The organism is Pseudomonas baetica, assembly GCF_019733355.1.
GTDB lineage: Bacteria > Pseudomonadota > Gammaproteobacteria > Pseudomonadales > Pseudomonadaceae > Aquipseudomonas > Aquipseudomonas baetica_A.
This window is the reverse complement of the sequence record NZ_JAIHLQ010000005.1, coordinates 246,480-266,286: the sequence shown is the minus strand read 5'-3', so window position 1 is coordinate 266,286 and position 19,807 is coordinate 246,480. Positions and strand designations below refer to the sequence as shown.

Genomic DNA, 19,807 nt, shown 5'->3' with positions numbered 1-19,807 from the left:
TCCCAGGTGACGACACTCCGATCATCATCGGTTCTGCTCGTATGGCTCTGGAAGGTAAAGACGATAACGAAATGGGCACCACGTCCGTTCGTAAACTGGTTGAGACTCTGGATAGCTACATCCCGGATCCGGTTCGTGTTATCGACAAGCCGTTCCTGATGCCAATCGAAGACGTATTCTCGATCTCGGGTCGTGGTACTGTTGTGACCGGTCGTATCGAGCGCGGTATCGTCAAGGTTCAAGATCCACTGGAAATCGTTGGTCTGCGTGACACTACCGTCACTACCTGCACCGGTGTTGAAATGTTCCGTAAGCTGCTCGACGAAGGTCGTGCTGGCGAGAACTGCGGCGTTCTGCTGCGCGGTACCAAGCGCGACGACGTTGAACGTGGCCAGGTTCTGGTTAAGCCAGGTTCGGTTAAGCCGCACACCAAGTTCGAAGCTGAGGTGTACGTGCTGAGCAAGGAAGAAGGCGGTCGTCACACTCCGTTCTTCAAAGGCTATCGTCCACAGTTCTACTTCCGCACTACCGACGTAACTGGTAACTGCGAGCTGCCGGAAGGCGTAGAAATGGTAATGCCAGGCGACAACATCAAAATGGTTGTCACCTTGATCAAAACCATCGCTATGGAAGACGGTCTGCGCTTTGCTATCCGTGAAGGCGGTCGTACCGTCGGCGCTGGCGTCGTAGCCAAAATCATCGAGTAATCTCTTTTAAAGAGTTAGTTTGATGAATTGAAAAAGCCCCCGCTCAGCGGGGGCTTTTTTATTGGGTTGACACCTATCTGGGGCGTCTATAGAATTGCGCCTCCTTTTAACGGGCGTATTGCGCTCGGTGGGAATAGCAGCCGGAGTCTGAAATCCAATGCAAAATCAGCAAATCCGTATCAGGTTGAAGGCTTTTGACCATCGCCTGATCGACCAATCAACCCAGGAAATCGTGGAAACCGCGAAACGTACTGGTGCTCAAGTGCGTGGTCCAATTCCACTGCCTACCCGTAAAGAGCGGTTTACCGTTCTGGTCTCTCCGCACGTCAACAAAGATGCGCGTGACCAGTACGAAATCCGCACTCATAAGCGCGTTCTGGACATCGTCCAGCCAACGGATAAAACCGTTGATGCTCTTATGAAGCTTGATCTTGCGGCCGGTGTGGAAGTGCAGATCAGCCTCGGCTAAGACTCGGTCTTAGTCGTGTAACGCTCTGAAATGGGCGGCCATAGCGGGTGAAAGCCCCGTACACTCATGAGGTTTACAACATGACTATTGGTGTAGTCGGTCGTAAATGCGGTATGACCCGTATTTTCACCGAAGAAGGTGTCTCCATTCCGGTCACGGTCATTGAGATCGAACCGAATCGCGTCACCCAGTTCAAAACTGAAGAGACCGATGGCTATCGTGCAGTGCAAGTCACTGTAGGCGAGCGTCGTGCTTCGCGTGTTACAGCTGCTCAGGCTGGTCACTTCGCTAAGGCGAACGTTGCCGCTGGTCGTACTGTCATGGAATTCCGTCTTGAAGAAGGCGACTACCAGGCTGGCGATCTGATCAACGCTGAAATCTTCGCTGCTGGTCAACTGGTTGATGTAACCGGTCAGTCCAAGGGTAAAGGCTTCCAGGGTACGATCAAGCGTTGGAATTTCCGCGGGCAAGATAACACCCACGGTAACTCCGTATCCCACCGCGTCCCAGGCTCTATCGGCCAGTGCCAGACTCCTGGTCGTGTATTCAAGGGCAAAAAAATGTCCGGTCATATGGGCGCTGAGCGCGTGACCGTGCAGTCCCTGGAAGTAGTGCGCGTGGACGCTGAACGCAATCTGTTGTTGGTCAAGGGTGCTGTTCCTGGCGCTACTGGCGGCAACCTGGTTGTACGTCCAGCAGCCAAGGCTCGCGGTTAAGGGGAAGCTGACATGCAATTAAATGTAAATGACGCTCAAGCGATCGAAGTTTCCGAACTGACATTTGGCGGCGAGTTCAACGAGACGCTGGTTCACCAAGCAGTCGTGGCCTACATGGCCGGCGGCCGTCAAGGTAGCAAGCAGCAAAAGACCCGTTCCGACGTTCGTGGTGGCGGTAAGCGCCCATGGCGTCAGAAAGGTACTGGCCGTGCTCGTGCCGGTACTATCCGTAGCCCAATCTGGCGTGGCGGCGGTACCACTTTCGCAGCTCGTCCACAGGATCACTCCCAGAAGCTGAACAAGAAGATGTATCGCGCAGCAATGCGTTCCATCCTTGCTGAGCTGGTGCGTACTGATCGTCTGGTCGTGGTTCAGGATTTCGCTGTTGAAACTCCGAAAACCAAAGATCTGCTGGGCAAGCTGAACAACATGAGCCTGACCGATGTTCTCATCGTGTCGGACGCTGTTGATCAGAACCTGTACCTGGCTGCTCGTAACCTGCCGCACGTAGATGTACGTGACGTTCAAGGTTCCGATCCAGTTAGTCTGATCGCATACGACAAGGTGTTGATCACCGTGTCGGCCGTGAAGAAATTCGAGGAGCTGCTGGGATGAACCAGGAACGCGTATTTAAAGTTCTGCTTGGCCCGCACGTTTCCGAGAAGGCTACGGTTCTGGCTGACAAGAAAGGCCAGTTCGTTTTCAAGGTTGCGACTGACGCAACCAAGCTGGAAATCAAGAAGGCCGTTGAAAGCCTGTTCAGCGTGAAAGTTGAGCGTGTTACTACCCTGAACGTTTTGGGTAAGAGCAAGCGCACAGCTCGCGGTCTGGGCAAGCGCAATGACTGGAAGAAGGCAGTTATCTCCCTTCAGCCAGGCCAAGATCTCGATTTCAGCAGCAGTGCTGAGTAAGGAAGGGGTGCATCATGGCAATCGTTAAATGCAAACCGACTTCCCCTGGCCGCCGTTTTGTGGTCAAGGTGGTCAACCAGGAGCTGCATAAAGGCGCTCCTCACGCACCGCTGCTCGAGAAAAAATCGAAGACTGGTGGTCGTAACAACAATGGCCGTATTACCACGCGTCACATCGGTGGTGGTCATAAGCAGCATTATCGTATGGTCGATTTCCGTCGCAACGACAAAGATGGCATTCCAGCCACTGTTGAGCGTATCGAATACGATCCAAACCGTACTGCTCACATTGCTCTTATGTTGTACGCAGACGGCGAACGCCGTTACATCATCGCCCCTAAAGGCGTGAGCGCTGGCGACCAGCTGATTTCGGGTGCTTTGGCTCCGATCAAGCCAGGCAACCAGTTGCAACTGCGCAGCATTCCAGTTGGTAGCACCGTACACGGCATCGAACTGAAGCCGGGTAAAGGCGCGCAGATCGCTCGTTCTGCTGGTGCTTCGGCTCAGCTGATCGCTCGTGAAGGTGTTTACGTTACCCTGCGTCTTCGCTCCGGTGAAATGCGTAAAGTTCTGGCTGAATGCCGTGCGACCTTGGGCGAAGTCTCGAACTCCGAGCACAGCCTGCGTTCGCTGGGTAAAGCTGGTGCCAAACGCTGGCGTGGCGTTCGCCCAACCGTTCGTGGTGTCGCCATGAACCCGGTTGACCACCCACATGGTGGTGGTGAAGGTCGTACCTCTGGTGGTCGTCATCCGGTATCGCCATGGGGCTTCCCGACGAAGGGCGCGAAGACTCGTGGTAATAAGCGTACCGACAAAATGATCGTCCGTCGTCGCAAGTAAATAGAGGGATACGACAGTGCCACGTTCTCTGAAAAAAGGTCCTTTTATTGATCTTCACCTACTGAAGAAGATCGAAGTGGCGGCGGAGAAGAACGATCGCAAACCAATTAAGACTTGGTCGCGCCGTTCTATGATCCTGCCACAAATGGTCGGTCTGACCATCGCAGTACACAACGGTCGTCAACACGTCCCGGTTCTCGTTAACGAAGACATGGTCGGCCACAAACTGGGCGAGTTTGCCGGTACCCGCACTTATCGCGGGCACGTGGCAGACAAGAAAGCCAAGCGTTAAGGGGTTAGGAAATGGAAGTAGCCGCTAAGTTGTCGGGCGCTCGAATCTCCGCCCAGAAAGCCCGCTTGGTCGCCGACCAGATTCGCGGGAAGAAGGTGGGCGAAGCGCTCAACTTGTTGGCTTTCAGCAGTAAGAAAGCCGCCGAGATCATGAAGAAAGTGCTGGAGTCGGCCGTAGCCAACGCCGAGCATAACGAAGGCGCAGACGTTGATGACCTGAAGGTCAGCACCGTTTTCGTCAACGAAGGGCGTTCGCTGAAGCGCATCATGCCGCGTGCCAAAGGCCGTGCTGATCGCATCGTCAAGCGGTCTTGCCATATCACTGTCAAGGTTGCTGACAAGTAACGGAGTCGAAGAGATGGGTCAGAAAGTACATCCCATTGGCATTCGCCTGGGAATCGTCAAGGAGCACACCTCCGTCTGGTACGCAGACGGTCGGACTTATGCGGACTATTTGTTCGCTGATCTGAAGGTGCGTGAGTATCTCCAAGACAAACTAAAAAGCGCGTCCGTAAGCCGTATCGATATCCATCGTCCGGCGCAAACTGCACGTATCACCATCCACACCGCTCGTCCAGGTATCGTTATCGGGAAGAAAGGTGAAGATGTTGAGAAACTGCGTCAGGACCTGACCAAGCAAATGGGTGTGCCTGTGCACATCAATATCGAAGAGATCCGTAAGCCGGAGCTTGACGGTATGCTGGTTGCGCAGAGCGTAGCTCAGCAGCTGGAGCGTCGCGTAATGTTCCGTCGCGCTATGAAGCGCGCTGTACAGAACGCCATGCGCATTGGTGCCAAAGGCATCAAAATCCAAGTGAGCGGTCGTCTCGGCGGTGCTGAAATCGCACGTACTGAATGGTATCGCGAAGGTCGTGTGCCATTGCACACCCTGCGTGCCGACATCGACTATGCCAACTACGAAGCTCACACCACTTACGGTGTGATCGGTGTAAAGGTTTGGATCTTCAAAGGCGAAGTAATTGGTGGTCGCCAAGAAGAGCTGAAACCACAAGCACCAGCGCCTCGTAAAAAAGCTGCTAAGTAAGGGGTACGCCAAATGTTGCAACCTAAGCGTACGAAGTTCCGCAAGCAGATGACAGGCCACAACCGTGGTCTGGCTCAGCGCGGTAGCAAAGTCAGCTTCGGCGAGTTCGCGCTGAAGTCTGTAGCTCGTGGTCGTCTCACCGCTCGTCAGATCGAGTCAGCGCGTCGTGCTCTGACCCGTCACGTTAAACGTGGCGGCAAGATCTGGATCCGTGTATTCCCGGACAAGCCTATTTCCAAAAAGCCTCTCGAAGTTCGAATGGGTAAAGGTAAGGGTAACGTCGAATACTGGGTGGCCCAGATTCAGCCAGGCAAAGTCCTGTATGAAATCGAGGGTGTAACTGAAGAGCTGGCGCGTGAGGCTTTTGCCTTGGCTGCTGCAAAGCTGCCGCTCGCCACCGCCTTTGTTAAACGGACGGTGATGTGATGAAAGCGAATGAACTTCGTGAAAAATCCGCACAGCAGCTGAACGAGCAACTGCTCGGCTTGCTGCGCGACCAGTTCAATCTGCGTATGCAGAAAGCAACTGGCCAGTTGGGGCAGTCTCATCTGCTCTCGCAAGTTAAGCGTGACATCGCTCGCGTGAAGACTGTGCTCAACCAGCAGGCAGGTAAGTGATCATGGCTGAAGCCGAAAAAACTGTCCGTACGCTGACTGGCCGTGTCGTCAGCGACAAGATGGACAAAACCATCACCGTTCTGATCGAGCGTCGCGTTAAGCACCCGATCTACGGTAAATACGTTAAGCGTTCGACTAAGCTGCACGCGCACGACGAAACCAATCAGTGCCACATCGGCGACAAAGTCACTATTCGTGAAACTCGTCCGATGGCCAAGACCAAGTCTTGGGCATTGGTTGATGTTCTCGAACGCGCTGTGGAAGTCTAAGGACTAGGGGTCGGAGAAATTATATGATTCAGACTCAATCCATGCTCGATGTGGCCGATAACAGCGGCGCTCGCCGTGTTATGTGCATCAAGGTGCTGGGTGGCTCCCATCGTCGTTACGCTGGTATCGGTGACATCATCAAAGTTACCGTGAAGGAAGCAATTCCTCGCGGTAAAGTGAAAAAAGGCCAAGTGATGACTGCTGTTGTAGTCCGCACTCGTCACGGCGTACGTCGTGCTGATGGCTCCATTATCCGCTTTGATGGCAACGCTGCTGTTCTTCTGAACAACAAGCAAGAGCCGATCGGCACCCGTATCTTTGGGCCAGTGACCCGTGAACTTCGTACTGAGAAGTTCATGAAGATCGTCTCGCTCGCCCCAGAAGTGCTGTAAGGAGATCCGACATGCAAAAGATTCGTCGTGACGACGAGATCATCGTGATCGCCGGCAAAGACAAAGGTAAGCGCGGTAAGGTGCTGAAGGTTCTTGCTGACAACCGTCTGGTTGTTGGTGGTCTGAACCTGGTCAAGCGTCATACCAAGCCTAACCCGATGTCGGGCGTACAAGGCGGTATCGTCGAGAAAGAAGCGCCACTGCACGCTTCTAACGTAGCCATCTTCAATGGCGAAACCAACAAGGCTGACCGCGTTGGTTTCAAAGTTGAAGACGGTAAGAAAATTCGTGTCTTCAAGTCGACCCAAAAAGCGGTTGATGCTTGAACACTGCTAGGTAGAAGACCATGGCACGACTAAAAGAGATTTACCGGAAGGAAATCGCTCCGAAACTTAAGGAAGAACTTAAGCTTTCGAACGTGATGGAAGTTCCGCGCGTTACCAAAATCACCCTGAACATGGGTCTGGGCGAAGCGATCGGCGACAAAAAAGTCATCGAGCACGCTGTTGCTGACCTGGAAAAGATCACCGGCCAAAAAGTCGTTGTGACCTACGCTCGTAAATCCATCGCTGGCTTTAAAGTCCGTGAAGGATGGCCGATCGGCGTCAAGGTGACTCTGCGCCGTGAGCGTATGTACGAGTTCCTGGATCGTCTGCTGTCGATCTCCCTGCCTCGGGTTCGCGACTTCCGCGGCCTGAATGCCAAGTCCTTTGATGGTCGTGGTAACTACAGCATGGGCGTGAAAGAGCAGATCATTTTCCCGGAAATCGACTACGACAAGATCGATGCTCTCCGCGGTCTGGACATTACCCTGACCACCACTGCCAAGAACGATGATGAAGGCCGCGCTCTGCTGCGTGCTTTCAAATTCCCGTTCCGCAACTGATTGGAGTAGGAAAATGGCCAAGAAGAGCATGAAAAACCGTGAGCTGAAGCGTCAGCTCACTGTTGCCAAGTACGCCACCAAGCGTGCAGCGCTGAAAGCTATCATCGTTGATCTGAACGCAAGTCCAGAAGCGCGTTGGGAAGCTACAGTAGCTCTGCAGAAGCAACCACGTGATGCAAGCGCCTCGCGCATGCGTAACCGTTGCCGCCTGACTGGTCGTCCGCACGGCGTTTACCGCAAGTTCGGCCTTGGCCGTAACAAGCTGCGTGAAGCTGCGATGCGTGGTGACGTTCCAGGTCTGGTTAAAGCCAGCTGGTAATCGCTGTCAAAGCCTTGATGGTAGGTTTCGCAAGAACCTGACCATCGGTGGCCTTGAATGTGAATCAAGCCCCTTTTGGGGCTTGATTCATTTCTGGGGTGTGTCTAGAATGACCGGCTCGCCTGAGCCCGTGTTTTTGATGCCCGGAAGTTCTCGGCGACAAGTAGTAGCCGCAAGGCTAATTTTTCTGTATTAGGAGCGTCTAGCCCATGAGTATGCAGGACCCGTTAGCGGACATGCTAACTCGAATCCGTAATGCCCAGATGGCTGAAAAGTCTGTCGTAAGCATGCCGTCTTCCACGCTGAAGGTGGCTGTAGCAAAAGTCCTGAAGGACGAAGGTTACATCGCGGATTTTCAGATCACCACCGACGCTAAGCCGTCGTTGTCCATCTCGCTGAAGTACTTCGAAGGCCGTCCGGTTATCGAAGAAGTGAAGCGCGTTAGTCGTCCAGGCCTGCGTCAGTACAAGTCCGTTGAAGATCTGCCGAAAGTTCGTGGCGGTCTTGGCGTGTCTATCGTCTCCACCAACAAAGGTGTGATGACGGATCGTGCTGCGCGCGCTGCCGGTGTCGGCGGCGAAGTTCTTTGCACTGTGTTCTAAGGGGGGATAAGCATGTCTCGCGTCGCTAAGAACCCCGTTAAGCTGCCAGCCGGTGTCGAAGTAAAATTCGCAGGCCAACAGCTTTCGGTGAAGGGTGCCAAGGGTACTCTTGAACTGAACATCCATTCGTCTGTTGAAATTGTTGAAGAAGCTGGTGAGCTGCGTTTTGCTGCTCGCAATGGCGATCAACAAACTCGCGCAATGGCCGGTACCACGCGTGCGTTGGTAAACAACATGGTCCAAGGCGTAAGCCAAGGCTTCGAGCGTAAGCTCCAGCTGGTCGGTGTTGGTTACAAAGCGCAAGCAAAAGGCACGGTTTTGAACCTTGCCCTTGGCTTCTCGCACCCAGTGGATTACGAACTGCCGGAAGGCATCACCGCTGAGACTCCTAGCCAGACCGATATCCTGATCAAGGGCATCGATAAGCAGCTGGTAGGTCAAGTGGCCGCTGAGATCCGCGACTTCCGTCCACCAGAGCCGTACAAAGGCAAAGGTGTGCGCTACGCGGACGAAGTCGTCCGTCGTAAAGAAGCCAAGAAGAAGTAGGGCATAGCAAATGACCGACAAAAAAGTTACTCGACTGCGTCGCGCTCGCAAAGCACGCCTGAAAATGCACGAACTCGAAGTCGTGCGTCTCTGCGTGTTCCGCTCGTCGCAGCACATCTACGCCCAGGTCATCTCGGCCGACGGCAACAAAGTCCTGGCAAGCGCCTCGACTTTGGATAAAGAACTGCGTGATGGCGCCACTGGCAACATCGACGCGGCCACAAAGGTTGGCCAGCTGGTCGCTACGCGTGCTAAGGCCGCTGGCGTCTCGCAAGTGGCTTTCGACCGCTCTGGCTTCAAGTACCATGGCCGCGTTAAAGCGCTGGCTGATGCTGCTCGTGAAGCTGGGCTGGAGTTCTAAGTTATGTCAAATAACGACCAAAAGCGCGACGAAGGCTACATTGAGAAGCTGGTTCAAGTTAACCGCGTAGCCAAAACCGTTAAAGGCGGCCGTATCTTCACTTTCACCGCGTTGACCGTGGTTGGTGATGGTAAAGGGCGTGTTGGCTTCGGCCGTGGCAAGTCGCGTGAAGTGCCTGCTGCGATCCAGAAGGCAATGGAAGCTGCTCGCCGCAACATGATCCAAGTTGACCTGAACGGCACCACTCTGCAGTACGCAATGAAGTCCGCTCACGGCGCTTCGAAGGTGTACATGCAGCCTGCTTCTGAGGGTACCGGTATCATCGCTGGCGGCGCTATGCGTGCTGTCCTCGAAGTTGCTGGTGTTCAGAACGTTCTGGCCAAGTGCTACGGCTCGACTAACCCTGTAAACGTGGTTCACGCCACTTTCAAGGGTCTGAAAGCCATGCAATCTCCTGAGTCCATCGCTGCCAAGCGTGGTCTGACTGTCAAGGAGATCTTCTGATCATGGCTACCGTTAAAGTAACGCTGATCAAAAGCATGACCGGCCGAATCCCTAACCACAAACTGTGCGTTAAGGGTCTGGGTCTGCGTCGCATCGGTCACACTGTAGAAGTTCAGGATACTCCCGAGAATCGCGGGATGATCAACAAGGCTTACTACATGCTGCGTGTCGAGGGTTAATCGATGAAACTCAATGATCTGAGTCCAGCGCCGGGTTCCCGTCGCGAAAAGCATCGTCCGGGCCGTGGTATCGGTAGCGGTTTGGGTAAGACTGGTGGCCGTGGTCACAAAGGTCAAACCTCCCGCTCCGGTGGCACCATTGCTCCAGGCTTTGAAGGCGGTCAACAGCCGCTGCATCGTCGTCTGCCGAAGTTCGGTTTCGTTTCCCTGAAAGCCATGGATCGCGCAGAAGTGCGTTTGTCCGAGCTGGCTAAAGTGGAAGGCGACATCGTCACCGTGCAGTCCCTGAAAGATGCCAACGTGATCAACGTCAACGTGCAGCGTGTGAAAATCATGCTGTCCGGTGAAGTGACTCGCGCTGTCACTATCGGCAAGGGAATCGGCGCCACCAAAGGTGCGCGTTCGGCTATCGAAGCAGCTGGCGGCAAGTTCGAGGAATAAATGGCTAAGCAAGGTGCTCTCTCTGCGCTCGGCAAAGGCGGTATGTCTGAACTCTGGGCTCGTCTGCGTTTTCTGTTCCTGGCGATTATCGTCTACCGAATAGGCGCACACATCCCGGTTCCAGGTATCAACCCGGACCGACTCGCAGACCTGTTTCGACAGAATGAGGGGACCATTCTTAGCTTGTTCAACATGTTCTCCGGCGGCGCGCTGGAACGGATGAGCATCTTTGCGTTGGGGATCATGCCGTACATTTCGGCATCGATCATCATGCAACTGATGACAGCCGTCAGTCCGCAGTTGGAGCAGTTGAAGAAGGAAGGTGAAGCTGGCCGTCGCAAGATCAGCCAGTACACCCGCTACGGCACCGTCGTCCTCGCTCTCGTTCAGGCTATTGGCATGTCCATTGGTCTGGCAGGGCAGGGCGTTGCGTTCACTGGTGACTTTGGCTTCCATTTCGTCGCGGTATCCACTTTTGTGGCTGGTGCGATGTTCATGATGTGGCTGGGTGAGCAGATTACTGAGCGTGGTGTAGGTAACGGTATCTCGATGTTGATTTTTTCGGGTATCGTCGCCGGTCTTCCGAGAGCGATCGGGCAGTCTTTCGAGTCTGCGCGTCAAGGTGATATCAACATTTTTGCCTTGGTTGCCATCGGTTTGCTGGCAGTAGCGATTATCGGTTTCGTGGTGTTCATTGAGCGTGGTCAGCGTCGTATTGCTGTTCATTACGCCAAGCGTCAGCAGGGCCGCAAGGTTTTTGCTGCGCAGACAAGCCACTTGCCGCTGAAGGTGAACATGGCCGGTGTTATTCCGGCTATTTTCGCGAGCAGCATTTTGCTGTTCCCGGCTTCGCTGGGTGCCTGGTTTGGTCAGTCTGAAGGTATGGGCTGGTTGCAGGACATCTCGCAGTCGATCGCTCCTGGTCAGCCGTTGAATATTCTGCTGTTTAGTGCAGGGATTATTTTCTTCTGCTTCTTCTATACGGCGTTGATGTTCAATCCGAAAGACGTAGCGGAAAACCTGAAGAAGTCCGGTGCCTTTATTCCGGGCATCCGTCCAGGTGAGCAGTCTGCGCGCTATATTGATGGCGTTCTGACCCGCTTGACCATGTTCGGTGCTCTTTACATGACGGCCGTATGCTTGTTGCCCCAGTTTCTGGTGGTTGCAGCAAACGTTCCGTTCTACCTTGGCGGGACCTCGTTGCTGATCGTGGTCGTGGTTGTGATGGACTTCATGTCTCAAGTACAATCGCACCTCGTTTCGCACCAGTACGAATCCCTGATGAAGAAAGCCAACCTGAAGGGTTACGGCAGCGGCATGTTGCGCTGAGTACCCATAAGGTTCGAGGAGTTGGTGATGAAAGTTCGTGCATCGGTGAAAAAGCTGTGCCGTAACTGCAAGATTATTCGCCGCGAAGGTGTTGTTCGAGTAATTTGCAGCGCGGAACCGCGTCACAAACAGCGCCAAGGCTGAGTGTGATTGTGCTTCAAGCCCGGTAGCTAGTGCGCTACCGGGTTGATTATTTGTTATTACAGCGATATTATCTCGCGCCCTATTTCTTGGCTTCCGGGGCGGAGGTAGCTGTCAATTGGAGTCCCACTGAATGGCCCGTATTGCAGGCGTTAACATTCCAGATAACAAGCATACTGTTATCTCGCTGACCTACATCTATGGTGTCGGTCGCACTACTGCACAGAAGATCTGTGCAGAGACTGGGGTAAACCCAGCAGCAAAGATCAAAGATCTGAGCGACGAGCAAATTGAACAGCTGCGTGGCGAAGTGGCGAAGTTCACCACTGAAGGTGACCTGCGTCGCGAAATCAACATGAAAATCAAGCGCTTGATGGACCTCGGTTGCTATCGCGGTCTGCGTCATCGTCGCGGTCTTCCAGTGCGCGGTCAGCGTACCAAGACCAACGCGCGTACCCGTAAAGGTCCGCGTAAGCCGATCCGCAAGTAATCGCCCCAGCGAATCGACAGGAATTTAATCATGGCAAAACCTGCTGCTCGTCCTCGTAAAAAAGTTAAAAAGACAGTGGTTGATGGCATCGCCCACATCCATGCATCTTTTAACAACACCATCGTGACCATTACCGACCGTCAAGGTAACGCTCTTTCCTGGGCTACCTCCGGTGGTTCGGGTTTCCGCGGTTCCCGCAAGTCCACCCCGTTTGCTGCTCAAGTAGCTGCTGAACGTGCTGGTCAAGCTGCGCTGGAATATGGCCTGAAAAATCTTGACGTTAACGTCAAAGGTCCAGGTCCAGGTCGTGAATCCGCAGTCCGCGCTTTGAACGGCTGTGGCTACAAGATCGCCAGCATCACCGACGTGACGCCAATCCCGCACAACGGGTGCCGTCCGCCGAAGAAGCGCCGCGTGTAATCCAGGAGATTGTAAAGAATGGCTCGTTACATTGGTCCAAAATGCAAACTCGCTCGTCGCGAAGGCACCGATCTCTTCCTGAAGAGCGGCGTGCGCGCGATCGAATCGAAGTGCAACATTGAAGCAGCACCTGGTATCCACGGCCAACGCCGCGGTCGCCAGTCCGACTACGGCACCCAACTGCGTGAAAAGCAGAAGGTCCGTCGTATTTACGGCGTTCTCGAGCGTCAGTTCAGCGGCTACTACAAAGAAGCTGCTGGCAAAAAAGGTGCAACCGGTGAAAACCTGCTGCAACTGCTCGAATGCCGTCTGGACAACGTTGTATACCGTATGGGCTTTGGTTCGACTCGTGCCGAATCCCGTCAGCTGGTATCGCACAAGTCGATCAGCGTTAACGGTCAGACCGTAAACGTTCCGTCGTATCAGGTTCGTGCTGGTGACGTGGTTGCAGTTCGCGAGAAAGCAAAAAACCAACTTCGCATTGTCCAAGCTCTCGATCTGTGTGCCCAACGTGGCCGCGTAGAATGGGTAGAAGTAGACACTGAGAAGAAGTCGGGCGTTTTCAAGAACGTTCCTGCTCGCAGTGATCTGTCCGCCGACATCAACGAAAGCCTGATTGTCGAGCTCTACTCCAAGTAAGGGCTAGAAAATAGGTGCATCCATGCAGATTTCGGTAAATGAGTTCCTGACACCCCGCCATATTGATGTGCAGGTTGTCAGTCCAACCCGCGCCAAGATCACCCTCGAGCCTCTCGAGCGTGGTTTTGGCCACACCCTGGGCAACGCGCTGCGACGCATCCTGTTGTCCTCAATGCCCGGCTGCGCAGTAGTCGAGGCCGAGATTGACGGTGTGCTCCACGAGTACAGCGCCATCGAAGGTGTACAGGAAGACGTAATTGAAATCCTGTTGAACCTTAAAGGTCTGGCCATCAAGCTGCACGGTCGTGACGAAGTTACGCTGACCTTGTCGAAGAAGGGTTCGGGGGTGGTTACCGCTGCCGATATTCAGCTGGATCATGATGTCGAGATCGTTAACCCCGATCACGTAATCGCTAACCTGGCGTCTAACGGCGCCCTGAACATGAAGCTCACCGTAGCTCGTGGTCGTGGTTATGAACCAGCCGACTCGCGTCAGAGCGATGAAGACGAAAGCCGCAGCATCGGTCGCTTGCAGCTTGACTCTTCGTTCAGCCCGGTTCGCCGTATCGCATACGTGGTGGAAAACGCCCGTGTCGAACAGCGTACTAACCTGGACAAGCTGGTTATTGATCTGGAAACCAACGGTACCCTGGATCCTGAAGAGGCTATCCGCCGCGCTGCAACCATTCTGCAACAGCAGTTGGCTGCGTTCGTCGACCTCAAAGGTGACAGTGAGCCAGTGGTTGTCGAGCAGGAAGACGAGATCGATCCGATCCTGCTTCGCCCGGTTGACGATCTGGAACTGACTGTACGTTCGGCTAACTGCCTTAAGGCGGAAAACATCTACTACATCGGCGACCTGATTCAGCGTACCGAAGTAGAGCTGTTGAAGACTCCGAACCTGGGCAAGAAATCCTTGACTGAAATCAAGGACGTTCTGGCCTCCCGCGGTCTGTCCCTCGGCATGCGCCTCGACAACTGGCCGCCTGCAAGTCTTAAGAAGGACGACAAGGCGACTGCCTGATCGTCGTAATCACCGAACGTTGTGTTTGGTAAGGAATGAACCATGCGTCATCGTAAAAGTGGTCGTCACCTGAGCCGCACCAGCTCGCACCGCAAGGCCATGTTTCAAAACATGGCGGTGTCGCTGTTCGAGCACGAGCTGATCAAAACTACTCTGCCAAAAGCCAAAGAACTGCGTCGCGTTGCTGAGCCGCTGATCACTCTGGCCAAGACAGACAGCCTGGCTAACCGCCGTCTGGCTTTCGACCGTACTCGTTCGAAAGCTATCGTTGGTAAGCTCTTCAACGACCTGGGCAAGCGTTACGCTACCCGTGAGGGTGGCTACCTGCGCATCCTCAAGTGCGGTTTCCGTGCTGGCGACAACGCGCCTATGGCGTACGTCGAGTTGGTTGATCGTGCTACTGCTGGCGAAGCTGTATCCGCCGAGTAAGACGTCAGTCTGAAACAAAGAACCGGGCCTAGTGCCCGGTTTTTTGTGCCTGAAAGAAAAGCGCTTTACGTACAAGCATCTCTCTCTGTTCTGTCGTCACTATGTGTTGGGAAATATAATTAGTAATTTTCTATCGATGTGTGCAGGTTAATGAATTTGTAGGTGTCACATTGTTGATTGATACTCCCGTCCAAGCCGATTAGCCGGCAGCTCCAAGACTGACAGAGGAAGAAGACCGTATGAGCCAGACCAAAACGCTTACGACCGCCAGTGGCGCGCCTGTTCCTGATAACCAGAATTCTCGCTCCGCCGGCCCACGAGGCCCGCTGCTGCTCGACGATTTTCATCTGATCGAGAAGCTTGCCCACTTCAATCGTGAAAACATTCCTGAGCGCCGCGTTCACGCGAAAGGCTCGGGTGCTTACGGCACGTTCACTGTCACTCGCGACATCACTGAGTTCACCAGTGCCAAATTGTTCGAATCTGTCGGCAAGCAAACCCCGACCTTCTTGCGCTTCTCTACCGTGGGCGGTGAGCGCGGTTCGGCTGACACCGAGCGAGATCCGCGAGGTTTTGCTCTGAAGTTCTACACCGAGGAAGGCAACTGGGACATTGTTGGTAACAACACGCCGGTGTTCTTCATCCGTGATCCGCTGAAGTTTCCTGACTTCATCCACACGCAAAAGCGTTTGCCGCAAAGCAACTTGAAAAGTGCGCAGATGATGTGGGATTTCTGGTCGCATTCGCCTGAGGCGCTGCACCAGGTCACCATTCTCTTTTCTGATCGCGGCATTCCTGATGGCTACCGTCACATGCACGGCTTCGGTAGTCACACTTACAGCCTCATCAGCGACAAAGGCGAGCGTCACTGGGTGAAGTGGCATTACAAGACTAAACAAGGGATCAAGAACCTCGCGCCAGCAGAGGCTGCCCGTTTGGCAGGCACCGATCCAGACTACGCCCAGCGTGATCTGTTCGAGGCAATCGAGCGCGGTGACTTCCCGAAATGGCGTGTATGCATCCAGATCATGACCGAAGCCCAAGCGGCAGCGCATTACGAGAACCCGTTTGACGTGACCAAGACCTGGTCGCAGAAAGAGTTCCCGCTGATCGAAGTTGGCGAGCTGGAGTTGAATCGCAACCCGCTGAACTACTTCGCCGAAGTGGAGCAAGCTGCATTTGGCCCAAGCAACATGGTGCCTGGTGTCGGATTGTCGCCGGACCGCATGCTGCAAGGTCGTGTATTCGCTTACGCCGATGCTCACCGCTACCGTATCGGTACCAATCATCAGCAGTTGCCGGTGAATGCCCCACGCAATCCGGTGAACACTTACCAGCGCGACGGTTCGATGGCTTTCGGCAGCAACGGTGGCGCAGCGCCAAACTACGAGCCGAACAGCTACGTAGAGTCGCCGAAACAAGCGCCACATTACGCTGAGCCCGCGCTGGCCTTGAGCGGTGCGGCTGACCGCTACGATCATCGTGAGGACAGTGATTGCTACAGTCAGGCGGGGGCACTGTTCCGCTTGATGAATGACGAACAGAAAGCGCTGCTGGTCAGCAACATTGCAGGAGCGATGGCCGGTGTGACGCCTGATGTTGTGGATCGCCAGTTGCAGCATTTCTACAACGCCGATCCGGCGTATGGAGAAGCAATCGCAAAGCTGCTCAACGTACAGCTTAACGAAGTCTAAACGAGAAGCAGAACCGCCCTCATTAGGGCGGTTTTTGCGTTATTTAGACTGCTTTTCTCAGATTATCTTCGCTTTTATTGCGCGTGGAGGGTGACCTGACAGTCAGGTTGGTTCAAACTACAGCCTTTCAAGCAGGGAGATGTAGGGCGATGCAAGGCCACCCAGACGTTATCGATTACCTCAACACGTTGCTGACCGGCGAACTGGCCGCGCGTGACCAATATTTTGTCCATTCGCGGATGTATGAGGACTGGGGATTCACCAAGCTCTACGAACGAATCAACCACGAGATGGAAGAAGAAGCTGGCCATGCTGACGCCTTGATGCGCCGGATTCTGATGCTTGAAGGTACACCACGCATGCGTCCGGATGATCTGGATGTCGGCACCACCGTCCCGGAGATGCTCGAAGCCGATCTGCGCCTTGAGTACAAAGTCCGTGCGGCATTGTGCAAGGGCATCGAACTCTGCGAACAGCACAACGACTACGTCAGCCGCGAGATCTTGCGCGTTCAGCTCCACGATACCGAAGAAGATCATACCTACTGGCTGGAAAAGCAGTTGGGCCTGATCAAGCTGATCGGTCTCGAGAACTACCTGCAATCTCACACCTGACATGTAATACAAAAAAGCCCCTGTCACTGACGAAGTGACAGGGGCTTTTTCATACTAGGCGTTTAGGCCCGATCACGGATCAGCAGCGGCTTGAGGTAATGGCCTGTGTGAGATTGCTTCATCTCGGCCACTTCCTCGGGCGTGCCGGTGGCAATGATCTGGCCACCCTTGGAGCCACCCTCAGGCCCGAGATCGACCAGCCAGTCGGCAGTCTTGATCACGTCAAGGTTGTGCTCGATCACCACCACGGTGTTGCCGTGGTCGCGCAGGCGGTGCAGGACGTCGAGCAATTGCTGGATATCTGCGAAGTGCAGGCCCGTGGTCGGCTCGTCGAGGATATACAACGTCTTGCCGGTATCGCGTTTGGACAGCTCACGGGACAGTTTGACCCGCTGCGCCTCACCACCGGACAAGGTCGTCGCCGACTGCCCCAGCTTGATGTACGACAGCCCCACATCCATCAACGTTTGCAGCTTGCGCGCGAGCGCCGGTACCGCGTCGAAGAACACTCGAGCCTCTTCGATGGTCATCTCGAGAGTTTCGTGGATGTTCTTGCCCTTGTATTTGATCTCAAGGGTTTCGCGGTTGTAGCGTTTGCTCTTGCACACGTCGCAAGGGACATAGATGTCCGGCAGGAAGTGCATTTCAACCTTGATCAGGCCATCACCCTGGCACGCCTCGCACCGACCGCCCTTGACGTTGAACGAGAAGCGCCCAGGGCCGTAGCCACGGGAACGCGACTCGGGCACGCCGGCGAACAGTTCCCGGATCGGGGTGAACAGCCCGGTGTAAGTTGCCGGGTTGGAGCGTGGTGTGCGACCAATCGGGCTCTGGTCAATGTCGACCACTTTGTCCAGATGTTCCAGACCCTTGATGCTGTCGTGAGTTGCTGCTTCCAGAGTGGTCGCGCCGTTGAGTGCCGTGGCGCTCAGCGGGAACAGGGTGTTGTTGATCAGGGTTGATTTGCCCGAGCCGGAAACACCGGTCACACAAGTCAGCAGGCCGATCGGAATTTCCAGATCGACGTTGCGCAGGTTGTTACCCCGCGCACCCTTGAGTGCCAGAACCTGTTTTTTGTTGCGCGGTGTACGCTTGGCCGGCACCTCGATCTTCACTCGCCCCGACAGGTATTTGCCGGTCAGGGAATCGGGGTGCGCCATGACTTCGGCTGGCGTACCTTCGGCAACGATCTGTCCGCCATGCACACCGGCACCGGGGCCGATATCCACGACATAGTCAGCCAGGCGAATCGCGTCTTCGTCGTGCTCGACCACAATCACTGTGTTGCCGATGTCGCGCAGGTGTTTGAGTGTGCCGAGCAGCCGGTCGTTATCACGCTGGTGCAAGCCGATGGAAGGCTCGTCAAGGATATAAAGAACACCCACCAGACCGGCGCCGATCTGGCTGGCCAGTCGGATCCGCTGTGCTTCGCCGCCGGACAACGTGTCGGCACTGCGATCCAGCGACAGATAGTCCAGGCCCACGTTGACCAGAAACTGCAGGCGCTCGCGGATTTCCTTGAGAATCTTGTCCGCGATCTCGCCACGCCGGCCAGTCATCTTCAGTTCGCCGAAGTATTCACACGCATCGCCAATCGGCAAATTGGTCACTGCCGGCAGCGTCTTCTCGCCGACCCAGACATGCCGAGCCTCACGACGCAGACGGGTGCCACGGCAGTCCGGGCAAGACTGAGTGCTGAGGAACTTGGCCAGTTCTTCACGCACGCTCGCCGATTCGGTTTCGCGGTAGCGACGCTCGAGGTTCGGCACGATGCCTTCGAACGGGTGCGAACGTTTGACGATATCGCCACGGTCGTTCAGGTACTTGAAGTCGACGTTCTGCGAGCCGCTGCCGTGCAGGATGAATTTCTGCTGATCGGCTGGCAGTTCGTTGAACGGCACTTCCAGGCTGAACCCGTAATGCGAGGCCAATGAGCCAAGCATCTGGAAGTAGTAGACGTTACGTCTGTCCCAGCCGCGAATTGCACCTTCGGCCAGCGTCAGGTCGCCATTGACCAGTCGCTTGATGTCGAAGAATTGCTTCACGCCCAAGCCATCGCAAGTCGGGCAGGCGCCGGCCGGGTTGTTGAAGGAAAACAGTTTTGGTTCGAGCTCGCTGATCGCGTGGCCGCAGATCGGGCAGGCGAAACGTGCGGAGAAGATTATCTCTTCGCCCGGCTCATCGTCCATCGGCGCCACAAGGGCAATGCCGTCCGCCAGTTTCAGTGCGGTCTCGAACGATTCGGCCAAACGCTGCTGCAGATCGGCGCGGACCTTGAAGCGGTCGACAATCACGTCGATAGAATGCTTCTTCTGTTTATCCAGTTTCGGCAGTTCGTCGAGCTCGCAGATCCGGCCGTTCACCCGGGCACGGACGAAGCCCTGGGCGCGCAGCTCTTCAAACACCGACAAGTGTTCGCCCTTGCGCTCGCGGATCACCGGGGCCAGCAGCATCAATTTGCTGCCTTCCGGCTGGGCCAACACCAGGTCGACCATCTGGCTGACGGTCTGTGCTTCCAGCGGAATATCGTGGTCCGGGCAGCGCGGCGTGCCGACGCGTGCATACAGCAGACGCAGATAGTCGTAGATTTCGGTGATGGTGCCGACCGTGGAGCGGGGGTTGTGCGAGGTCGATTTCTGTTCGATGGAAATCGCAGGCGACAGGCCTTCGATGGTGTCGACGTCGGGTTTTTCCATCATCGACAGGAACTGCCGGGCGTAAGCCGACAGGGATTCGACATAGCGGCGCTGACCTTCGGCGTAGAGTGTGTCGAAGGCCAGGGACGACTTGCCGGATCCGGACAGGCCGGTGATGACGATCAGCTTGTCCCGTGGCAGGGTCAGGTCGATGTTCTTCAGGTTGTGGGTACGGGCCCCACGTATCAGGATCTTGTCCAAAGTGGCCTCGCTCGGCGGGCGTCGAAAACGTAGGAG

The 19,807-nt window shown here is 55.1% G+C and carries 32 protein-coding genes; 31 read left to right on the top strand and 1 reads right to left on the bottom strand.

From position 1 onward, the window contains the following. From K5E40_RS07305 to bfr, 31 genes are all read left to right on the top strand, one after another. A partial coding sequence (locus K5E40_RS07305) for an EF-Tu/IF-2/RF-3 family GTPase (RefSeq protein WP_260455550.1) occupies positions 1 to 707 on the top strand: 707 nt, incomplete at its 5' end. Positions 708 to 864: 157 nt separating this feature from the next. After that, on the top strand, positions 865 to 1,176 hold the full coding sequence (gene rpsJ / locus K5E40_RS07300) for a 30S ribosomal protein S10 (RefSeq protein ID WP_003186070.1): 312 nt from the start codon (positions 865 to 867) through the stop codon (positions 1,174 to 1,176). An 80-nt stretch (positions 1,177 to 1,256) separates the two neighbouring features. Next, positions 1,257 to 1,892 (top strand): 50S ribosomal protein L3, encoded by a 636-nt coding sequence (gene rplC / locus K5E40_RS07295; RefSeq protein WP_007253310.1) that lies wholly within the window; start codon positions 1,257 to 1,259, stop codon positions 1,890 to 1,892. A gap of 12 nt (positions 1,893 to 1,904) precedes the next feature. After that, the gene (gene rplD, locus K5E40_RS07290; RefSeq protein WP_003228735.1) at positions 1,905 to 2,507 is read left to right on the top strand and encodes a 50S ribosomal protein L4; all 603 of its coding nucleotides are present in this window, start codon (positions 1,905 to 1,907) and stop codon (positions 2,505 to 2,507) included. Continuing rightward, complete coding sequence (gene rplW, locus K5E40_RS07285; RefSeq protein ID WP_002555488.1) at positions 2,504 to 2,803, top strand: 50S ribosomal protein L23; 300 nt, start codon at positions 2,504 to 2,506, stop codon at positions 2,801 to 2,803. Before rplD ends, rplW begins: the two co-directional genes overlap by 4 nt. Before the next feature lie 14 nt (positions 2,804 to 2,817). Further along, complete coding sequence (gene rplB, locus K5E40_RS07280; protein WP_042561342.1) at positions 2,818 to 3,642, top strand: 50S ribosomal protein L2; 825 nt, start codon at positions 2,818 to 2,820, stop codon at positions 3,640 to 3,642. 16 nt (positions 3,643 to 3,658) lie between these two features. Then, positions 3,659 to 3,934: a 30S ribosomal protein S19 gene (gene rpsS, locus K5E40_RS07275; RefSeq protein WP_003228731.1), complete on the top strand. Its 276-nt coding sequence runs from the start codon at positions 3,659 to 3,661 to the stop codon at positions 3,932 to 3,934. A gap of 11 nt (positions 3,935 to 3,945) precedes the next feature. Continuing rightward, positions 3,946 to 4,278: a 50S ribosomal protein L22 gene (gene rplV, locus K5E40_RS07270; RefSeq protein WP_003103908.1), complete on the top strand. Its 333-nt coding sequence runs from the start codon at positions 3,946 to 3,948 to the stop codon at positions 4,276 to 4,278. Positions 4,279 to 4,291: 13 nt separating this feature from the next. Further along, positions 4,292 to 4,978: a 30S ribosomal protein S3 gene (rpsC, locus tag K5E40_RS07265; RefSeq protein WP_003176422.1), complete on the top strand. Its 687-nt coding sequence runs from the start codon at positions 4,292 to 4,294 to the stop codon at positions 4,976 to 4,978. Between the two features lie 12 nt (positions 4,979 to 4,990). Further along, on the top strand, positions 4,991 to 5,404 hold the full coding sequence (gene rplP / locus K5E40_RS07260; RefSeq protein ID WP_003232424.1) for a 50S ribosomal protein L16: 414 nt from the start codon (positions 4,991 to 4,993) through the stop codon (positions 5,402 to 5,404). Next, a complete protein-coding gene (rpmC, locus tag K5E40_RS07255; protein WP_002555481.1) occupies positions 5,404 to 5,595 on the top strand; it encodes a 50S ribosomal protein L29 in 192 nt (63 codons plus the stop codon). Before rplP ends, rpmC begins: the two co-directional genes overlap by 1 nt. Before the next feature lie 2 nt (positions 5,596 to 5,597). Continuing rightward, on the top strand, positions 5,598 to 5,864 hold the full coding sequence (gene rpsQ, locus K5E40_RS07250; RefSeq protein ID WP_003194644.1) for a 30S ribosomal protein S17: 267 nt from the start codon (positions 5,598 to 5,600) through the stop codon (positions 5,862 to 5,864). Between the two features lie 23 nt (positions 5,865 to 5,887). Next, a complete protein-coding gene (gene rplN / locus K5E40_RS07245) occupies positions 5,888 to 6,256 on the top strand; it encodes a 50S ribosomal protein L14 (RefSeq protein WP_002555479.1) in 369 nt (122 codons plus the stop codon). 11 nt (positions 6,257 to 6,267) lie between these two features. Further along, a complete protein-coding gene (rplX, locus tag K5E40_RS07240; RefSeq protein ID WP_003186046.1) occupies positions 6,268 to 6,582 on the top strand; it encodes a 50S ribosomal protein L24 in 315 nt (104 codons plus the stop codon). A 20-nt stretch (positions 6,583 to 6,602) separates the two neighbouring features. Then, positions 6,603 to 7,142: a 50S ribosomal protein L5 gene (rplE, locus tag K5E40_RS07235; RefSeq protein WP_003210069.1), complete on the top strand. Its 540-nt coding sequence runs from the start codon at positions 6,603 to 6,605 to the stop codon at positions 7,140 to 7,142. A 13-nt stretch (positions 7,143 to 7,155) separates the two neighbouring features. Continuing rightward, the gene (rpsN, locus tag K5E40_RS07230; RefSeq protein WP_003228726.1) at positions 7,156 to 7,461 is read left to right on the top strand and encodes a 30S ribosomal protein S14; all 306 of its coding nucleotides are present in this window, start codon (positions 7,156 to 7,158) and stop codon (positions 7,459 to 7,461) included. A gap of 209 nt (positions 7,462 to 7,670) precedes the next feature. After that, positions 7,671 to 8,063 (top strand): 30S ribosomal protein S8, encoded by a 393-nt coding sequence (gene rpsH / locus K5E40_RS07225; RefSeq protein ID WP_007966178.1) that lies wholly within the window; start codon positions 7,671 to 7,673, stop codon positions 8,061 to 8,063. Between the two features lie 12 nt (positions 8,064 to 8,075). Next, positions 8,076 to 8,609, top strand: coding sequence for a 50S ribosomal protein L6 (rplF, locus tag K5E40_RS07220; protein WP_003176412.1), 534 nt, complete (start codon positions 8,076 to 8,078; stop codon positions 8,607 to 8,609). Positions 8,610 to 8,619: 10 nt separating this feature from the next. After that, positions 8,620 to 8,970 carry a 50S ribosomal protein L18 gene (gene rplR, locus K5E40_RS07215; RefSeq protein WP_003186037.1) on the top strand — a complete coding sequence of 117 codons (351 nt, stop codon included), beginning with the start codon at positions 8,620 to 8,622 and terminating at the stop codon, positions 8,968 to 8,970. Positions 8,971 to 8,973: 3 nt separating this feature from the next. After that, complete coding sequence (gene rpsE, locus K5E40_RS07210; protein ID WP_003176409.1) at positions 8,974 to 9,474, top strand: 30S ribosomal protein S5; 501 nt, start codon at positions 8,974 to 8,976, stop codon at positions 9,472 to 9,474. A 2-nt stretch (positions 9,475 to 9,476) separates the two neighbouring features. Then, entirely contained in the window at positions 9,477 to 9,653 is a 177-nt protein-coding gene (gene rpmD / locus K5E40_RS07205; RefSeq protein ID WP_003176408.1) for a 50S ribosomal protein L30, read from the top strand. 3 nt (positions 9,654 to 9,656) lie between these two features. Continuing rightward, on the top strand, positions 9,657 to 10,094 hold the full coding sequence (gene rplO / locus K5E40_RS07200) for a 50S ribosomal protein L15 (protein WP_042561340.1): 438 nt from the start codon (positions 9,657 to 9,659) through the stop codon (positions 10,092 to 10,094). Continuing rightward, on the top strand, positions 10,095 to 11,423 hold the full coding sequence (gene secY / locus K5E40_RS07195) for a preprotein translocase subunit SecY (RefSeq protein WP_003228718.1): 1,329 nt from the start codon (positions 10,095 to 10,097) through the stop codon (positions 11,421 to 11,423). A 27-nt stretch (positions 11,424 to 11,450) separates the two neighbouring features. Next, a complete protein-coding gene (gene rpmJ / locus K5E40_RS07190) occupies positions 11,451 to 11,567 on the top strand; it encodes a 50S ribosomal protein L36 (RefSeq protein WP_002555468.1) in 117 nt (38 codons plus the stop codon). A 130-nt stretch (positions 11,568 to 11,697) separates the two neighbouring features. Further along, the gene (gene rpsM, locus K5E40_RS07185; protein WP_009045849.1) at positions 11,698 to 12,054 is read left to right on the top strand and encodes a 30S ribosomal protein S13; all 357 of its coding nucleotides are present in this window, start codon (positions 11,698 to 11,700) and stop codon (positions 12,052 to 12,054) included. 30 nt (positions 12,055 to 12,084) lie between these two features. Further along, positions 12,085 to 12,474 carry a 30S ribosomal protein S11 gene (rpsK, locus tag K5E40_RS07180; RefSeq protein WP_002555466.1) on the top strand — a complete coding sequence of 130 codons (390 nt, stop codon included), beginning with the start codon at positions 12,085 to 12,087 and terminating at the stop codon, positions 12,472 to 12,474. An 18-nt stretch (positions 12,475 to 12,492) separates the two neighbouring features. Then, the gene (rpsD, locus tag K5E40_RS07175; RefSeq protein ID WP_003176404.1) at positions 12,493 to 13,113 is read left to right on the top strand and encodes a 30S ribosomal protein S4; all 621 of its coding nucleotides are present in this window, start codon (positions 12,493 to 12,495) and stop codon (positions 13,111 to 13,113) included. 22 nt (positions 13,114 to 13,135) lie between these two features. Beyond that, on the top strand, positions 13,136 to 14,137 hold the full coding sequence (locus K5E40_RS07170; RefSeq protein ID WP_003186012.1) for a DNA-directed RNA polymerase subunit alpha: 1,002 nt from the start codon (positions 13,136 to 13,138) through the stop codon (positions 14,135 to 14,137). 42 nt (positions 14,138 to 14,179) lie between these two features. After that, a complete protein-coding gene (rplQ, locus tag K5E40_RS07165) occupies positions 14,180 to 14,566 on the top strand; it encodes a 50S ribosomal protein L17 (RefSeq protein ID WP_003176402.1) in 387 nt (128 codons plus the stop codon). 239 nt (positions 14,567 to 14,805) lie between these two features. Beyond that, positions 14,806 to 16,260 (top strand): catalase, encoded by a 1,455-nt coding sequence (locus K5E40_RS07160; protein ID WP_221730274.1) that lies wholly within the window; start codon positions 14,806 to 14,808, stop codon positions 16,258 to 16,260. A 149-nt stretch (positions 16,261 to 16,409) separates the two neighbouring features. Then, positions 16,410 to 16,874 (top strand): bacterioferritin, encoded by a 465-nt coding sequence (gene bfr, locus K5E40_RS07155; protein ID WP_221730273.1) that lies wholly within the window; start codon positions 16,410 to 16,412, stop codon positions 16,872 to 16,874. A 62-nt stretch (positions 16,875 to 16,936) separates the two neighbouring features. On the opposite strand, the gene uvrA is transcribed toward bfr, so the two are convergent. Continuing rightward, positions 16,937 to 19,771: an excinuclease ABC subunit UvrA gene (gene uvrA, locus K5E40_RS07150; RefSeq protein ID WP_221730272.1), complete on the bottom strand. Its 2,835-nt coding sequence runs from the start codon at positions 19,769 to 19,771 to the stop codon at positions 16,937 to 16,939. Positions 19,772 to 19,807 lie beyond the last annotated feature (36 nt).

Coding starts and splice junctions, on each gene's coding strand:
- rpsJ (WP_003186070.1), top strand. CDS start 865: ATGCAAAATCAGCAAATCCGTATCAGGTTGAAGGCTTTTGACCATCGC.
- rplC (WP_007253310.1), top strand. CDS start 1,257: ATGACTATTGGTGTAGTCGGTCGTAAATGCGGTATGACCCGTATTTTC.
- rplD (WP_003228735.1), top strand. CDS start 1,905: ATGCAATTAAATGTAAATGACGCTCAAGCGATCGAAGTTTCCGAACTG.
- rplW (WP_002555488.1), top strand. CDS start 2,504: ATGAACCAGGAACGCGTATTTAAAGTTCTGCTTGGCCCGCACGTTTCC.
- rplB (WP_042561342.1), top strand. CDS start 2,818: ATGGCAATCGTTAAATGCAAACCGACTTCCCCTGGCCGCCGTTTTGTG.
- rplV (WP_003103908.1), top strand. CDS start 3,946: ATGGAAGTAGCCGCTAAGTTGTCGGGCGCTCGAATCTCCGCCCAGAAA.
- rpsC (WP_003176422.1), top strand. CDS start 4,292: ATGGGTCAGAAAGTACATCCCATTGGCATTCGCCTGGGAATCGTCAAG.
- rplP (WP_003232424.1), top strand. CDS start 4,991: ATGTTGCAACCTAAGCGTACGAAGTTCCGCAAGCAGATGACAGGCCAC.
- rpmC (WP_002555481.1), top strand. CDS start 5,404: ATGAAAGCGAATGAACTTCGTGAAAAATCCGCACAGCAGCTGAACGAG.
- rpsQ (WP_003194644.1), top strand. CDS start 5,598: ATGGCTGAAGCCGAAAAAACTGTCCGTACGCTGACTGGCCGTGTCGTC.
- rplN (WP_002555479.1), top strand. CDS start 5,888: ATGATTCAGACTCAATCCATGCTCGATGTGGCCGATAACAGCGGCGCT.
- rplX (WP_003186046.1), top strand. CDS start 6,268: ATGCAAAAGATTCGTCGTGACGACGAGATCATCGTGATCGCCGGCAAA.
- rplE (WP_003210069.1), top strand. CDS start 6,603: ATGGCACGACTAAAAGAGATTTACCGGAAGGAAATCGCTCCGAAACTT.
- rpsN (WP_003228726.1), top strand. CDS start 7,156: ATGGCCAAGAAGAGCATGAAAAACCGTGAGCTGAAGCGTCAGCTCACT.
- rpsH (WP_007966178.1), top strand. CDS start 7,671: ATGAGTATGCAGGACCCGTTAGCGGACATGCTAACTCGAATCCGTAAT.
- rplF (WP_003176412.1), top strand. CDS start 8,076: ATGTCTCGCGTCGCTAAGAACCCCGTTAAGCTGCCAGCCGGTGTCGAA.
- rplR (WP_003186037.1), top strand. CDS start 8,620: ATGACCGACAAAAAAGTTACTCGACTGCGTCGCGCTCGCAAAGCACGC.
- rpsE (WP_003176409.1), top strand. CDS start 8,974: ATGTCAAATAACGACCAAAAGCGCGACGAAGGCTACATTGAGAAGCTG.
- rpmD (WP_003176408.1), top strand. CDS start 9,477: ATGGCTACCGTTAAAGTAACGCTGATCAAAAGCATGACCGGCCGAATC.
- rplO (WP_042561340.1), top strand. CDS start 9,657: ATGAAACTCAATGATCTGAGTCCAGCGCCGGGTTCCCGTCGCGAAAAG.
- secY (WP_003228718.1), top strand. CDS start 10,095: ATGGCTAAGCAAGGTGCTCTCTCTGCGCTCGGCAAAGGCGGTATGTCT.
- rpmJ (WP_002555468.1), top strand. CDS start 11,451: ATGAAAGTTCGTGCATCGGTGAAAAAGCTGTGCCGTAACTGCAAGATT.
- rpsM (WP_009045849.1), top strand. CDS start 11,698: ATGGCCCGTATTGCAGGCGTTAACATTCCAGATAACAAGCATACTGTT.
- rpsK (WP_002555466.1), top strand. CDS start 12,085: ATGGCAAAACCTGCTGCTCGTCCTCGTAAAAAAGTTAAAAAGACAGTG.
- rpsD (WP_003176404.1), top strand. CDS start 12,493: ATGGCTCGTTACATTGGTCCAAAATGCAAACTCGCTCGTCGCGAAGGC.
- K5E40_RS07170 (WP_003186012.1), top strand. CDS start 13,136: ATGCAGATTTCGGTAAATGAGTTCCTGACACCCCGCCATATTGATGTG.
- rplQ (WP_003176402.1), top strand. CDS start 14,180: ATGCGTCATCGTAAAAGTGGTCGTCACCTGAGCCGCACCAGCTCGCAC.
- K5E40_RS07160 (WP_221730274.1), top strand. CDS start 14,806: ATGAGCCAGACCAAAACGCTTACGACCGCCAGTGGCGCGCCTGTTCCT.
- bfr (WP_221730273.1), top strand. CDS start 16,410: ATGCAAGGCCACCCAGACGTTATCGATTACCTCAACACGTTGCTGACC.